Consider the following 13,939-nt stretch of genomic DNA (forward strand, 5'->3'; position numbering starts at 1 on the left):
CCCCCCAAATCACTGGCGGATTACGGGCACACCGAGCCTGGGCGAGGTGCCGAGTGGTGGGGCAAGAGCCCTTTGGTTACTTTGGGCTGGGCCGGCATTCCGGCTTTGCCAAAGTGACCCGCCGTTCAGGGCGGAACCCTAAGTGGCCGTTACCGCAGGAATGGATATGTACTCGGTATAACGGTGTCGACTGTGAGGCCGTCTTCGCGAGCAAGCCCGCTCCCACAGTGGAATCGTTGGGGCGTCAGCGAGATAGGCGTCGGCTGGCAGGCCGCCTTCGCAGGCAAGCCAGCTCCCACAATTGGATCGCGGGGCGTCAGCAAGATAGCGCCGGCTGGCAGGCCGTCATCGCAGGCAAGCCAGCTCCCACAATTGGATCGCGAGGCGTCAGCGAGATAGGCGCCGGCTGGCAGGCCGTCGCGGGAGCAAGCTCCCTCGCCACAGCGTCGCACGATGCCTAAGGATTCTTCACATCCACCAGACTCATCAAGCCAGCCAACGGAAAGTCACCCTCAAGCTCCGCCAGGCTGGCCGTGTACATCGGCTGTGGCTGGCGCTGATGCCCATGCTGCAGAAAACTGATCAGGCTACCCACCAGCGGTTGGTGGCTAACCAACAGCACGTTGTCATCGGTGTCGAGTTTCTCCAGCACTCGCTGGACATGCCCATCGGGCGTCAGCCACGGCACCGTGCGGATCTCAGGCTCAAACCCCAGCACATCGCGCACCAACTGCGCCGTCTGCTGCGCCCTAACATAAGGGCTGGCAATGATGGCGCCCAAGGGCTGGCCAATCAGGTGCGCAGCACTGCGCAATACTTCAGCACGCCCATGCTCGGTAAGGTTGCGCTCGGCGTCCGTGCGCGCATGCGCTTGGGCCTCGCCGTGACGCAGAATCCATACTTTCATAGCTTCGGCTCTTCATCACGTACCGGGTGCGGTGCCGGCGGTACGCTGTGGGCCGCTTCGCCTTCGGGGGCGCGTGGGGTTGGCCAATCGGCGAACGGCCAGGGCTTTTGTTCGGTGTGGAAGCTGCCGAAGCGGCCAATCTGCGCCAGGAACTGGCTGAGGCTGTCGCCAAAGTTCATCAGGCCCAGGTTCGGTGCGCCGTAGATCAGCCGGTAAACCAATTGCACCACCACCAGCGCACCGAGCAGGAATTGGGCTACCTGCCACACCAGCGCAAACACCAGCATCCACAGGATGCGCAAGACAATCGACTCGTATGGGGGGGCAGCTTTGGGATCGTTCATGACGCGTTCCTCAGTTGAAACCACTGGTGGAAATAAAGTCGACATCGGTCTTGGGCTCGGCCCGCATCAGCAGCTCGATGACCTGGTTCAGGGTGCGCCCTTCGAACAGGATCGCATGCAGGCCGGCGACCAGCGGCATGTACACGCCCACTTCCTGGGCCTTGGCCTTCAAGACCTTGAGGGTGTTGACCCCCTCGGCCACTTCGCCCAGACGCGTCACCGCTTCCTCCAGGCTCAGCCCTTGGCCCAAGGCGAACCCGACCTGGTAGTTGCGGCTTTTGGGCGAAGAACAGGTGACGATCAAGTCCCCTACGCCCGCCAGGCCGAGGAAGGTCATCGGGTTGGCGCCCTGGTTCACCGCAAAACGTGTCATCTCGGCCAGTGCGCGGGTAATCAGCATGCTCTTGGTGTTTTCGCCCATGCCCAGGGCCACGGCCATGCCAGCAATGATCGCGTAGACGTTTTTCAAGGCCCCGCCCAATTCGACGCCGAAGCGATCGCCGCTGGCGTAGACCCGGAAGGTACGGCCGTGCAACACGGCCTGGACGCGCTCGCACAAAGCCTCGTCCTCACTGGCGACCACGGTGGCGGTCAACGCGTGCTCGGCGACTTCCCGCGCAAGGTTTGGCCCGGACAGCACGCCAATGCGCGCCTGAGGGGCGATTTCGGTGAGGATTTCACTCATCAACTTGAAGGTGTGGGCTTCGATGCCCTTGGTCAGGCTGACCAGTAACTTGCCGGCCAAGCGTTCGGCGTGTGGCGCCAGTACCGAGCGCAAGGCGCTGGAAGGCAGCGCGACAAAGCACAGGTCGCAGGCCGTGAGGGTTTCCAGCAGGTCGGTCACCGGCTCGACGGCGGGATGAATCTTGATACCTTTAAGGTAACGAGGGTTTTCGCGATGCACGCGAATGGCTTCGGCCTGCTCGGGGTCGCGCATCCACTGGCGCACCGCGTGACCGTTCTCGGCCAGCAGGTTAGCCACGGCGGTCCCAAAACTTCCGCCTCCCAGGACCGCAATAGGGCGCTGTTCAGTCATATGCAATCCGTTAATCCATACCAGTGGCGATGGCGGCATTATACGGGGCGCCCCGCTTGCGGCCAGCCCCCGTATCAATTCGCGCGAGTCAGAAAATGCCAGAGGCGTGCGAAGTAAATGCAAGTCCGACGACTGGCAAACAGCCGCACCTCGGTTAACATGGGCGGCTATCCGCAATTAACAAGGCCGTGCCGTGTATCTGGGCCCTCCTCCTCGCTCATCATTGTTGTTGGTGCTGTTGTGCGCTACCTGCTCGCATGCCGACGATCTGTTCCTCGACAGCCAGCCGCTGCCGCAGGTCTTGACCGCCACGCGTCTCAAGCAATCGGCCGCCGCCGTGCCCGGCAGCATGACGGTGATCGACAGTGAGCTGATCAAGGCCAGCGGTGCCCGGGACATCTCGGAACTGCTGCGGCTGGTCCCGGGGATGATGGTCGGCTACACCAGCGGCAACCAGGCGTCGGTGAATTACCATGGCACCAGCGCCAGTGACGCACGGCGCATGCAGGTGCTGATCGACGGTCGCTCGGTCTACCGCGCCGGCCTGGCCACGGTGGATTGGAGCGATATCCCAGTGGCCATGGAGGACATCGAGCGCATCGAGGTCTTTCGCGGCCCCAACACCGTCAGCTACGGTGCCAATGCGCTGATGGCGGTGGTGAATATCCTCACCCGCTCGCCAGCCAACAGTCACGGCTCGCGGGTAAAGGTCATCCGTGGCGAGCGTGGCATCAATGACTTCTATGCCAGCCAGGGTGTGGGCTGGGAGACCGGCGATTTGCGCTTGTCTCTGTCCGGGCAACAGGACGATGGTTTTGACAGCGACGCGGTCGGCGCCGACCGCCGTGACGGGCGTCGCCTCAACCGTTTCAGCCTGGCGGTGAGCCAGGCCTTGAACGCGCAACAAAGTCTCGATTGGCAACTGAACGTCAAGGAAGGCACCAACCAGCGCCCTTATACCTACACCCCGGTGTTTGCCGGAATTACCGAAGGCGGCACTAATTCCGATGTCACCGCCAAGGACTACGCAGGCTCCCTGCGCTGGAACTTCGACTTCAACCCCGACCACAGCCTGTATATCCAGGGCTCGGCACAGCAATGGGACCGCAAGCAAATCTGGAAAGCCTGTGACGCCAAGGCCTCGTTCAGCCCTGAACTGACCCAGTTATGGCAGCTCAACCCCAACTATGCCGAATTGCTGGCACGGCACATGGACACCTACAGCCAAGGCTCCGCCCCACCGGGTAACGCCGCCGAACAGGCCTTGGCCAACCAGGTGCTGGACCAGTGGCGCAACGGTGCCAACCAAAGCGTGTGCGGCGATATCGACCAGAGCACCCGCGAAAGCCGCTACGACGTGGAGATCCAGGACACGCTCAGCCTCTCCGACAGCCTGCGCCTGGTCAGCGGTATGAATTACCGCTATGACCGCGCCGACTCCGAAACCTACTTCAATGGCACCCTGGACGACACCACCTGGCGCCTGTTCGGCCACCTGGAATGGCGCGCCAGCGAGCACTGGCTGCTGCAAGGTGGCGCCATGTACGAAGACACCCACCTGAGCGGCAACTCGCTCACGCCGCGTGTGGCGGTCAATTACCTGATCAATCCTCGCCACGGCTTGCGCGCGGTGTACTCCGAGGCAATCCGCTCGCCGGACATGTTCGAGAACAACGTCAATTGGAGCTACCGCGTCACCAATCTCAGCTCCCCGACCTACGGGCAAAACGCCGGTCAATATTTTGTCGTGACGCGCGGCCCTGGCAACCTCGACAAAGAGTTGATGCGTTCGCGCGAACTGGGCTACAACGGCTTCTTTGCCGAGCTGGGGCTGAATGTCGACGTGAAGCTGTTCTATGACGAAATCACCGACATGATCAGCTCGCCGCTGCGCAACAACCAATACATCGCCAGCAACGCCAACAGCTCGCGTTTTAGCGGTGCCGAGTCGCAGTTCGACTGGCGCGTGAGTGACGCCGACCGCCTGCGCCTGACCTATGCTTATGTAGACGCCACCTCCAGCAACCCGCTGGACAAAGCGCAAACCGCGCGTAACAGTGGCTCGGCCGGTTGGCTGCGTGAGTGGGGCCAGGGTTGGTCCAGCGCCTTGTTCTACTATGGCGACGACGCACTCAACCAATATCGCTTCCAGCGGGTCGACCTGCGGGTGGCCAAGCGCATTGCCGTAGGCAAAGCCAATGTGGAGCTGGCGGGCATGTTGCAGCAACGCCTGGATGACCAGCCCACCACCTGGGCCGACAACAACTACGACCATCGCCACGTTCTCTACTTCAGCGCCGAGCTGGACTTCTGACATGGCCGACCAGTCACGGATGACCCTCTTGTTGGTTTCACGGTTTTGGCGCCGCGGCCTGCTGCTCGCCTGCCTGTTGCTGACAGCGCCGGCGTGGAGTGCCGACATTCTGCTGACGGCCGCCGAAGACAGCGCCGGCGTGCGCGCTTTTACCCAGGCCCTTGCCCAACAACGCCCCGAAGACCAGGTCAGCTTCACGCCACTCAAGCAGTTGCCAGCGCCCAGTCACCTGCCTGCCAGCACCCGCCTGATTCTCCTTGACCTGCCGGGTCTGGACTGGCGCCTGCAGGATGCTCAGGGGCCACCAACCCTGGTGCTGCGCATCAGCCGCCTGCAGGCCCGACAACGCCTGGGCAACTCCCACCCGGCAAAAATCAGTCTGCTATGGAGCGACCCGCCGCTGGAACGTCAGTTGCGCCTGATCGCCAATATCCTGCCCCAGGCCCGGCGCGTCGGCGTGCTGTACGGCGTCGATAGCGAATTCCTGCTGCGCGAACTGATCCAGTTCGCCAAACCCATGGGCCTGGAAATCATGCCCCAGCCATGGGACAACACCAGCGACAGTCGCCCGCTGCAAACCCTGTTCAAAAACAGCGACGTGCTACTGGGCCTCGACGATCCGCAGCTGTACAACCCCAAGACCGTAAAAAACCTGTTGCTGAGCAGCTACGCCCAACAACTGCCGTTGGTGGGGCCCAACGCTGGGTTTGTGCGGGCCGGCAGCCTGGCCAGCACCTACAGCGATCAATCCGACTGGCTCGCGGTACTGGACCGACTGCTGGACCAGCCGCCGGCCAGTTGGCCCAGCACGCTCTACCCGCAGTACTTCAAAGTCGTGGGCAACCCACAAGTCGCGCGCTCACTGGGCATCGAACAGGTCGATGAAATCGCCGTTGCCGCCCGCCTGGCCGAAGGAGAACAACGCCCATGACCTTGCGCCGTCGTTGGGATATCAACACCCGCACCCAGCTCATTACCCTGGGCCCCGCGCTGCTGTTGACCCTGCTGCTCATCACCTTCTTCACCTTCGTGCGCATCCAGGACTTGCGCCAGGAGCTGGACCACACCGGTCAATTGATCGCCAACCAGCTGGCGCCTGCCACTGAGTACGGCGTGATTTCCGGCAACAACGATGTGCTTGAAACCCTGCTGCGTGCGACCTTGGCCACACCCCATGTGCGCTTCCTGGAGATCCAGGACAGCGCCGAGAACATCTTGGTGTATGTGGAGCAGCCGTCCGAGCGGCATGACCGTTCGCTGTCGGTGAAGGTGTTCCAGGCACCGATCCGCCTGCAACACATCCAGCTCAACAATGACTTTTTCCAGGACAACCTCAGCGAACCCAAGGCACCCCGCGCGGACTACCTGGGGCGAGTGATTGTGGGTATGTCCAACGACGCTTTCAGCCAGCGCCAGCAGGAAATCCTGTTCAAGGCAGGGGTCCTGGCGCTGTTTGCCCTGCTGTTTACCTTCCTGCTGGCGCGACGCTTGTCGGCCAGCCTGTCACAGCCGATCAGCGCCATGGGGCACGCGGTCAAGGCCATCCAGCAAGGCGATTACAAGACGCCACTGCCCATCGTCGATGACTCGGAATTGGGCGACCTCTCGCGGCATATCAACAACCTGGCCGAGGGCCTTCAACAGGCCAGTCGCGAACAGCAACAAGCCATGGCGCAGTTGATCCAGACCCGTGAAGAAGCCGAGCGGGCGAACAACGCCAAGTCGGATTTTCTGGCGATGATGAGCCACGAACTGCGCACGCCCATGAATGGCGTGCTGGGCATGCTGCAACTGCTGGAAACCACGGAGATGACCGAGGAGCAGACCGAGTACGCGGCGCTGGCGTGTGAGTCCACCGAGCATTTGCTCAAGGTGATCAATGACATCCTCGATTTTTCACGCATTGAACGCGCCGCCCTGGAACTGGAACATATTCCGTTCAACCTGGCCGATCTGATCAACAGCTGCGCCCAGGCTTTCCAGCACAGCGCCCAGCAGCGCGGGCTGAGCCTGGAACTGCCCATTCCCATGGGCATGGAGGCTCTGCGTGTGCGCGGCGACCCGACGCGGATCCGCCAGATTCTGGTGAACCTGATCGGCAATGCATTGAAATTTACCGAACATGGCAGCGTGACCGTGGAGCCCCACTGGCAAACCCTGGACCATGAGTTGGTGTGGTTCACCTGCACCGTACGCGACAGCGGTATCGGTATTTCCGCCGAACGCCTGGATTTGATGTTCGATGCATTCCAGCAGGCAGACAGCTCCATTTCCAGGCGTTACGGTGGCACGGGCCTGGGCCTGCCGATTGCGCGCACCCTGGCCGAACGTATGGGTGGCACCTTGCGCGCCCAGAGCGAAGAAGGTCGAGGTTCAGTGTTCACCTTGGAGATTCCGCTGGCCATTGACCAGCAGCATGCCCCGGTCACCGCACCTGACGCGCTTGGCAAAGCCAGCGCCGGCGATGGGCGCCACGTGCTGTTGGTAGAGGACAACCCGGTCAACCGCACCGTGGTCGAAGCGATGCTGCGCAGCCTGGGTTTTGAAGTCAGCCTGGCCACGGACGGCGCCGAGGCGATCCGCAGCGCCGAGAGCCTGATTTTCACCGCTATCCTGATGGATTGTCGCCTGCCCTTGATCGACGGCTACGAAGCCACACGGCAGATTCGCCAACTGCCCGGTTGCGCCGATCTGCCGATCATCGCCCTGACGGCCAACGCCTTGCAGGGCGATCGCGAAGCCTGCCTGGCAGCCGGAATGAACGATTACCTGGCCAAGCCGTTCAAACGCACGGATTTGCAGCAAATCCTGCAGCGCTGGGTGCAATAGCGCCGCGCCATCAGCCAACTGCGACTGGCGTGAAAGACGAAAGTGCGGCAGTCTTAGGCACCCGAACGGGCTGATAAACAGGCCCGGTTTAAAATTTCAGTGAACAAGTGTACATTCAGTGCCTTGCCGCTGTGACTTTCACTACAACGCAATAGTCTATGTGTAGGCTGCCGCTATGAGGCATGAACGCTTCATTCGGTTCGGGAAGATTTGCCCTACCCTGCCGCATGGGATTATTGAGGAGCTCGCATGACCAAACAAAACGCCTTTACTCGGGAAGACCTGCTGCGCTGCAGTCGCGGTGAGCTGTTCGGCCCAGGTAACGCGCAACTGCCCGCCCCGAACATGCTGATGGTGGATCGCATCACCCATATCAGCGAAGAGGGTGGCAAGTACGGCAAAGGTGAATTGGTCGCCGAGCTGGATATCACCCCTGACCTGTGGTTCTTCGCTTGCCACTTCGAAGGCGACCCTGTGATGCCAGGTTGCCTGGGCCTTGACGCCATGTGGCAACTGGTTGGCTTCTACCTGGGCTGGCAAGGCCTGCCGGGCCGCGGTCGCGCCCTGGGTTCGGGCGAAGTGAAGTTCTTTGGCCAGGTACTGCCGAGCGCCAAGAAAGTCACCTACAACATTCAAATCAAGCGCGTCCTCAAGGGCAAGCTGAACCTGGCCATCGCCGACGGTTCGGTGACTGTCGACGGTCGCGAGATCTATACTGCCGAAGGCCTTCGGGTCGGCGTATTTACTTCCACTGACAACTTTTAAGGGTTATCCGCATGCGCCGCGTCGTTATCACTGGTCTGGGCATCGTTTCTTGCCTGGGCAATGACAAAGAGACCGTCACCGCTAACCTGCGTGCAAGTCGCCCTGGCATCCGCTTCAACCCGGAATATGCCGAAATGGGTCTGCGTAGCCAGGTTTCCGGCTCCATTGACCTGCCCCTCGAAGAACTGATCGATCGCAAGATCTATCGCTTCGTCGGCCACGCTGCCGCCTACGCCTACCTGGCCATGAAAGACGCGATCGCCGACTCCGGCCTGGGCGAAGACCAGGTTTCGAACGTACGCACCGGCCTGATCGCCGGCTCCGGCGGCGCATCGACCCTCAACCAAATGGAAGCGCTGGACATCCTGCGCGAAAAAGGCGTGAAGCGCGTCGGCCCTTATCGTGTCACGCGGACCATGGGCAGCACCGTTTCCGCCTGCCTGGCTACGCCATTCCAGATCAAGGGCGTGAACTACTCGATCTCCTCCGCATGCGCCACCAGCGCCCACTGCATCGGGACTGCCGTTGAGCAGATCCAACTGGGCAAGCAGGACATCGTATTTGCCGGCGGCGGTGAAGAAGAGCATTGGAGCCAGTCGTTCCTGTTCGACGCCATGGGCGCATTGTCCACCCAGTACAACGAAACCCCGGAAAAAGCCTCCCGCGCTTACGACGCCAAGCGTGACGGTTTCGTCATCGCCGGCGGTGGTGGCATGGTGGTGGTCGAGGAGCTGGAACACGCCCTGGCCCGTGGCGCGAAGATCTACGCGGAAATCGTTGGCTACGGCGCGACGTCCGACGGCTACGACATGGTTGCGCCAAGCGGTGAAGGCGCCATCCGCTGCATGCAGATGGCAATGTCCACCGTCGACACCCCAATCGACTACCTGAACACCCACGGCACCTCGACCCCGGTCGGCGATGCCAAGGAAATGGAAGGCGTGCGTGCGGTATTTGGCGACAAGGCTCCGAAAATCAGCTCCACCAAGAGCCTGTCGGGTCACTCCCTGGGCGCCGCTGGCGTTCACGAAGCGATCTATTGCCTGCTGATGATGGAAGGCAACTTCATGGCCGGCTCGGCCAACATCGACGAGATTGATCCGGTTGTGGCTGATATGCCGATCCTGACCAAGACCGTTGAAAACGCCAAGATCGACACCGTGATGAGCAACAGCTTTGGTTTTGGTGGCACCAATGCCACCTTGGTACTCAAGCGCTGGCAGGGCAAGTAAGCCCGCAGGTTGATCACACGAAAAAGCCCCGACTGGTTCGGGGCTTTTTTTTGCGTTTGATTTGAAACCGCGTCGCCTTCATCGCAGGCAAGCCAGCTCCCACATTCGACCGCGTTCATCCTGGAGGAATACGGTCCAGTGTGGGAGCTGGCTTGCCTGCGGCTGGGCCAACCCGGTTCCCCGCCCTACACCGAAAACCGCGCCACCATCGAATTCAGATCCACCGCCAACCGCGACAACTCCTGACTCGCTGCACTGGTCTGGTTGGCCCCGGTCGATGTCTGGTGCGCGAGGTCGCGGATATTCATCAGGTTACGATCCACCTCCCGAGCCACCGCCGCCTGCTGCTCCGACGCGCTGGCAATCACGAGGTTGCGTTCGTTGATCAAGGTGAATGCCGAGGCAATCTCTTCCAGGGCCATGCCCGCCGATTTGGCGAGATCCAATGTAGAGCGCGCCCGTGTATTGCTCTGCTGCATCGAGCTGACAGCCTGGTCGGTGCCCTGCTGAATCCCGCTGATCATCTGCTCGATTTCCTGGGTCGACTGTTGCGTGCGATGGGCCAAGGCCCGCACTTCATCGGCTACCACCGCAAACCCGCGCCCGGCATCCCCCGCTCGCGCCGCTTCAATCGCCGCGTTCAGTGCCAGCAAGTTGGTTTGCTCGGCAATCGAGCGAATCACATCCAGCACTGTGCTGATGCCATAGACCTTTTGCGCCAGCGCTTCGACCTGGGTCACATTGGCGGTCACATCGGTCGCGAGGGCTTCAATCGACACCACCGTCTGCTGCACCTGCTCACGCCCTTGCTGGGCAATCCGGTCGGATTCGCGAGATGCCTGGGACGTGGCCACGGCATTGCTCGCCACCTCCTCCACCGCCACCGTCATCTGATTGACTGCCGTGGCCGCCTGTTCGATTTCCTGGTTCTGCTGGTGTAAACCACGGGTCGCATCCTCGGTGACGCAACTGAGCTCTTCGGAAGCCGACGCCAATTGGTTCGACGATTCTGATATGCGCCGGATAGTGTCGCGCAAGCTCTCCTGCATGCGCTTGAGCGCCTGTTGCAAGCGCGCCGGCTCGTCGCTGCCACTGAGCCTGATGTCGCCCGTCAAGTCGCCACTGGCAACGCCCTGGGCCACTTTCAACGACTGTGCCAGCGGCAGCACGATGCTGCGTGTCAGCCACACCGCCAGGCCAATCGTGACCAACGCCGTGGCGCCAATCATGGTCATCACCCAGACCCGCGACTGGCTGAACACCTGCTGTGCCAGCCGGGCGGCCTCGTTGGCGCTGGACTTGTTCAGATTGACCAAGTCACGCAGCGTCACGGCCATCTGGTCAGCCATCTGATTCATTTCGCCATTGACCACCGCAATGGCCTCCTCCAGCCGATTGGCCTTGGATAAGCCCACCACCTGCTCCTGGCGTTGCAGGTACTGCTGCTCCTCGACCTTGAAGCGATCAAACAGCACGCGCTCCTCAGGCAAGACGATCAATGCCTCGTACACGCCTTCAGCGTGGTGCAAACCGGTTTTTATTTCGGCAATTTTCTGCTCGTTCTGCGCCACCGCCTGGGGGTCGCGGTTGACCAGCAAGCGCAACGTCAGCGCCCGAATGCGCAACACATCCTGGTTCATCTCCCCCACCGCCATCACGCTGGGCAGCCAGTTGGTCTCCACCTGGTCCGACTGCTGGCGCATATTGGCCATCTGCAACAGGGCAAAGCCGCCCAAGACGAACACCATCAACGCCAGCACACCAAAGCCCAGGCCGGCGCGAGGGGCGATATTCAAACTGCGGATATTCATGCCAGGGTTCCTTCCAAAAGTACTGCATCCACCTGCAGCGGGTCTCTTGGACGTTATCGGCACCTCAGGTCATTGGCGTAAGATCAAAACGCGATATCAAGGCGCGTCGCCATCGCGATGCGGCTTGGGCAGGATGGCGAGGAAGTTGTCGCGCGCAACCTTGTGGGCAACGTCTTCGGGCAACGCATCGAGGAAAGGATCGAAACGGCGCATCTCCTTGCCCAACTTATTGAAGCGCCCCACAACATCGGAGCCGAGCATGAAGCGATCCGGGAAGCGCTCCACCAGCGCAACCCATTGCGACCGTGGCTTGCCGGCGTCATCCAGCAGATAGGGCGTGAGCATGCTCCAGGACAGGTCGATATACAGGTTGGGGTACGCCTCAAGCAGGCGCGTCAGGGTAGGCAACAAAAAGTCCATCTGCACCTGATGACGGTGAATTTCCTTGCTGGTACCGGCATGGGCCCAGATAAAACGCGTGTGCGGGTGATTGCGTAACGGCTGCTCGACTTCCGCCAGGTACAGCGGGTTGCGCTCACGTTTGGAGGTGATGTTGGAGTGCAGCATCACCGGCAGGTCGTTTTCGGCCGCCAGGTGATAGATGCGCGTCATGGCTTCGTTATTGGCGCGCGGGGTGTCACCGGAGGTCAGGGCGGTAAGGTCATCGTGCCGGGTGAACACTTCACCAATGCCCTGCCACAGCCCTGGGTTGAGGTCGAGCATACGCTGGATGTGGGCGGCGGAGTTTTTGTCGTTGGGATTGAAACCGGCGAGGAAGGGATGAAAGTACTGGCGTTGCTCGGGGGAAAGTTTATTGACAGCCGCCGCGACGATCACATCCGTGGCGCTGTACCAATAGGCATCGGCGTCGTCACCGGCGTAGTAGCGCGGGCGCTTGGGCTCGTCTTCGTGCCATTTCTTGGCCACGGGAATCCCGGAAATCATGACGTGCTCAATACGGTTGTCCGCCATGGCCTTGAGCAGCTTGTCCATGCCGGCGGTTTCCTGGAAAAAATCAACGTAGTGCAGGTGCGCGTCGCTGTAGGCATAGTCACGGGCCTGCACGACAAGGCTGCTGGCGGCGAGCAACAAGGCAAGACTCAGGCGGGCTCCAGACACGGTAAAACCTCAATAAGGGTTGATACGGGTAGACCTTGCGCCAGCCTTCAGGGTTCAGCATGGAAAAAACCGGAACACTGGGGTGCCAGCATGCTCTATAACTGCATGACCTTCATCCTGCGCCCTTATGAGGTTTGCCATGCCTGTTACCGTTAATACGCTGAACGCTGAAAACTTCCGTCACAGCGTGAATATCAATAATCACGAGCTGTTTACCGACCTGCCCAAGAGCCTGGGCGGTGACGATTCGGCGCCCTCCCCCCACGATTATTTCGATGCTGCGCTGGCGTCGTGCAAAGCCTTGACCGTAAGGCTCTACGCGCAGAAAAAAGATATCCCGCTGACCGGCGTGACCGTGGAGGTCACTCACGACAGCGACGAAGAGCAAAAGGGTAAATACAAACTCAACGTCAAGCTGACCCTCAAGGGCGTACTCACCGACGCCCAGCGCGATGAACTGCATCGCGTGGCCGATAAGTGCCCGGTACATAAGCTGATGACCACCGCCGAAGTCACTATCGAGACGAAATTGTCGGAAGGCGCCTTCAGCCAATAGCCCCAACTTCCCATCGAGCGGGTTATGCTCAAAGCATCCAACCCGCTCAGACTGGGATGCCCATGACCACCCTCACCGTGATTCGCCCTCGCCCCGAAGATGTAGAAGGCCAGCCTATCCTGCGGCCCCTGCCCTCACGTGAATGCCGCAGCGTCGGTCCCTTTGTATTTTTCGATCATATGCTGCCGACCCGCTACGCACCGGGTAACGGCATGAATATCCGCCAGCATCCCCACATCGGCCTGTCCACCCTCACCTACCTGTTTGAAGGCACCTTGCAGCACAAGGACAGCCTTGGCTCGGACCAGGTGGTGCAAGCCGGCGATGTCAGCTGGATGACCGCCGGCAGCGCGATTGCCCACGTCGAGCGCACACCTGAAGCGGTCAAGGCCAGGGGTTTCAACCTGCATGGCCTGCAGGTGTGGCTGGCCTCGCCCAAGGACCACGAGACCGGGCCCGGACACTACAGCCATCACCCAGCCGCAAGTTTGCCGATAAGCGATAACCTCGGCGTGCAGGTGCGTTTGATCGCCGGTGATGGTTTTTGCCTCAGATCACCGGTGCCGGTGCTGTCGCCGACGCTGTATGCCGAAGTACAGATGCAAACCGCCACCACCCTGTTGATTCCTGATGAACATGAGGAACGCGCGGTGTATGTGCTGGAGGGTGAGGTGCAATTGGACGGTGAAGCCCTGGAGGTCAACAGCTTGGTGGTATTGCCGACTGGGCAGGAGATGACTCTGTATGCCGAGAGTGATTGCCACCTGATGGTATTTGGCGGGGCACCGCTGGATGGGCCACGGCGGATCAACTGGAATTTTGTGGCGAGCGACCCGGCTGTGATCGAGCAGGCGAGACAGCGTTGGGCGGCTGGGGATTGGCCGACTGTGCCGGGGGAGTCAGAAAGAATCGAGTTGCCTGTGAAATAGCTATCGCAGGCAAGCCAGCTCCCACATTTGATGGGTATACACATTTTAGAATGTAGGAGCTGGCTTGCCTGCGATGGCGTCCGATCAGGCGCTGAGA

12 protein-coding genes and 1 pseudogene are annotated in these 13,939 nt (G+C 61.0%); 7 read left to right on the forward strand and 6 right to left on the reverse strand.

The window, feature by feature from the left end; translation table 11 throughout:
- Positions 1–457: 457 nt before the first annotated feature.
- Genes sixA through OC445_RS17250 form a run of 3 tightly spaced genes read right to left on the reverse strand, consistent with a single transcriptional unit; the run spans position 458 to position 2,287 of the window.
- Positions 458–907, reverse strand: coding sequence for a phosphohistidine phosphatase SixA (sixA, locus tag OC445_RS17240; RefSeq protein WP_072448129.1), 450 nt, complete (start codon positions 905–907; stop codon positions 458–460).
- Complete coding sequence (locus OC445_RS17245) at positions 904–1,251, reverse strand: DUF4389 domain-containing protein (RefSeq protein ID WP_054899024.1); 348 nt, start codon at positions 1,249–1,251, stop codon at positions 904–906. Before OC445_RS17245 ends, sixA begins: the two co-directional genes overlap by 4 nt.
- Positions 1,252–1,261: 10 nt before the next feature.
- Positions 1,262–2,287 carry an NAD(P)H-dependent glycerol-3-phosphate dehydrogenase gene (locus tag OC445_RS17250; protein ID WP_034127205.1) on the reverse strand — a complete coding sequence of 342 codons (1,026 nt, stop codon included), beginning with the start codon at positions 2,285–2,287 and terminating at the stop codon, positions 1,262–1,264.
- A 193-nt stretch (positions 2,288–2,480) separates the two neighbouring features.
- Between OC445_RS17250 and OC445_RS17255 the strand changes: the two genes are divergently transcribed.
- From OC445_RS17255 to fabB, 5 genes are all read left to right on the forward strand, one after another.
- On the forward strand, positions 2,481–4,601 hold the full coding sequence (locus tag OC445_RS17255) for a TonB-dependent receptor plug domain-containing protein (RefSeq protein ID WP_082423475.1): 2,121 nt from the start codon (positions 2,481–2,483) through the stop codon (positions 4,599–4,601).
- 1 nt (position 4,602) lies between these two features.
- Complete coding sequence (locus OC445_RS17260) at positions 4,603–5,532, forward strand: ABC transporter substrate-binding protein (RefSeq protein WP_054899023.1); 930 nt, start codon at positions 4,603–4,605, stop codon at positions 5,530–5,532.
- The gene (locus OC445_RS17265; RefSeq protein WP_054899022.1) at positions 5,529–7,430 is read left to right on the forward strand and encodes an ATP-binding protein; all 1,902 of its coding nucleotides are present in this window, start codon (positions 5,529–5,531) and stop codon (positions 7,428–7,430) included. The genes OC445_RS17260 and OC445_RS17265 overlap by 4 nt, the downstream gene beginning before the upstream one ends.
- 249 nt (positions 7,431–7,679) lie before the next feature.
- A complete protein-coding gene (gene fabA, locus OC445_RS17270) occupies positions 7,680–8,195 on the forward strand; it encodes a 3-hydroxyacyl-[acyl-carrier-protein] dehydratase FabA (protein WP_003190035.1) in 516 nt (171 codons plus the stop codon).
- 11 nt (positions 8,196–8,206) lie between these two features.
- Positions 8,207–9,427 (forward strand): beta-ketoacyl-ACP synthase I, encoded by a 1,221-nt coding sequence (gene fabB / locus OC445_RS17275; RefSeq protein ID WP_197900608.1) that lies wholly within the window; start codon positions 8,207–8,209, stop codon positions 9,425–9,427.
- Positions 9,428–9,612: 185 nt separating this feature from the next.
- Here the strand turns inward: fabB and OC445_RS27170 are convergent, their stop codons facing one another.
- The 3 genes and pseudogenes from OC445_RS27170 to OC445_RS17285 form a co-directional block, all read right to left on the reverse strand.
- Positions 9,613–10,476, reverse strand: coding sequence for a methyl-accepting chemotaxis protein (locus OC445_RS27170; protein WP_405647825.1), 864 nt, complete (start codon positions 10,474–10,476; stop codon positions 9,613–9,615).
- Positions 10,468–11,238 (reverse strand): annotated as a pseudogene (locus tag OC445_RS27175) (MCP four helix bundle domain-containing protein); the annotation flags it as partial. The gene OC445_RS27170 and the pseudogene OC445_RS27175, both read right to left, overlap by 9 nt.
- A 96-nt stretch (positions 11,239–11,334) precedes the next feature.
- Positions 11,335–12,357, reverse strand: a complete 1,023-nt coding sequence (locus OC445_RS17285) for an amidohydrolase family protein (protein ID WP_089042709.1) — start codon at positions 12,355–12,357, stop codon at positions 11,335–11,337.
- A 139-nt stretch (positions 12,358–12,496) separates the two neighbouring features.
- Here OC445_RS17285 and OC445_RS17290 point away from each other — a divergent pair, with 139 nt between their 5' ends.
- Both OC445_RS17290 and OC445_RS17295 read left to right on the forward strand, forming a co-directional pair.
- Positions 12,497–12,913 (forward strand): OsmC family protein, encoded by a 417-nt coding sequence (locus OC445_RS17290; RefSeq protein WP_034127200.1) that lies wholly within the window; start codon positions 12,497–12,499, stop codon positions 12,911–12,913.
- Between the two features lie 62 nt (positions 12,914–12,975).
- Entirely contained in the window at positions 12,976–13,842 is an 867-nt protein-coding gene (locus tag OC445_RS17295) for a pirin family protein (RefSeq protein WP_054920074.1), read from the forward strand.
- Positions 13,843–13,939: the final 97 nt, after the last annotated feature.

The organism is Pseudomonas sp. Pse35 (genome assembly GCF_024519715.1).
GTDB classification, from domain to species: domain Bacteria; phylum Pseudomonadota; class Gammaproteobacteria; order Pseudomonadales; family Pseudomonadaceae; genus Aquipseudomonas; species Aquipseudomonas paracarnis.

Excerpts from the sequence above, each read along its gene's own strand:
- sixA (WP_072448129.1), bottom strand. The coding sequence starts at position 907 with ATGAAAGTATGGATTCTGCGTCACGGCGAGGCCCAAGCGCATGCGCGC.
- OC445_RS17245 (WP_054899024.1), bottom strand. The coding sequence starts at position 1,251 with ATGAACGATCCCAAAGCTGCCCCCCCATACGAGTCGATTGTCTTGCGC.
- OC445_RS17250 (WP_034127205.1), bottom strand. The coding sequence starts at position 2,287 with ATGACTGAACAGCGCCCTATTGCGGTCCTGGGAGGCGGAAGTTTTGGG.
- OC445_RS17260 (WP_054899023.1), top strand. The coding sequence starts at position 4,603 with ATGGCCGACCAGTCACGGATGACCCTCTTGTTGGTTTCACGGTTTTGG.
- OC445_RS17265 (WP_054899022.1), top strand. The coding sequence starts at position 5,529 with ATGACCTTGCGCCGTCGTTGGGATATCAACACCCGCACCCAGCTCATT.
- fabA (WP_003190035.1), top strand. The coding sequence starts at position 7,680 with ATGACCAAACAAAACGCCTTTACTCGGGAAGACCTGCTGCGCTGCAGT.
- fabB (WP_197900608.1), top strand. The coding sequence starts at position 8,207 with ATGCGCCGCGTCGTTATCACTGGTCTGGGCATCGTTTCTTGCCTGGGC.
- OC445_RS27170 (WP_405647825.1), bottom strand. The coding sequence starts at position 10,476 with ATGCAGGAGAGCTTGCGCGACACTATCCGGCGCATATCAGAATCGTCG.
- OC445_RS17290 (WP_034127200.1), top strand. The coding sequence starts at position 12,497 with ATGCCTGTTACCGTTAATACGCTGAACGCTGAAAACTTCCGTCACAGC.
- OC445_RS17295 (WP_054920074.1), top strand. The coding sequence starts at position 12,976 with ATGACCACCCTCACCGTGATTCGCCCTCGCCCCGAAGATGTAGAAGGC.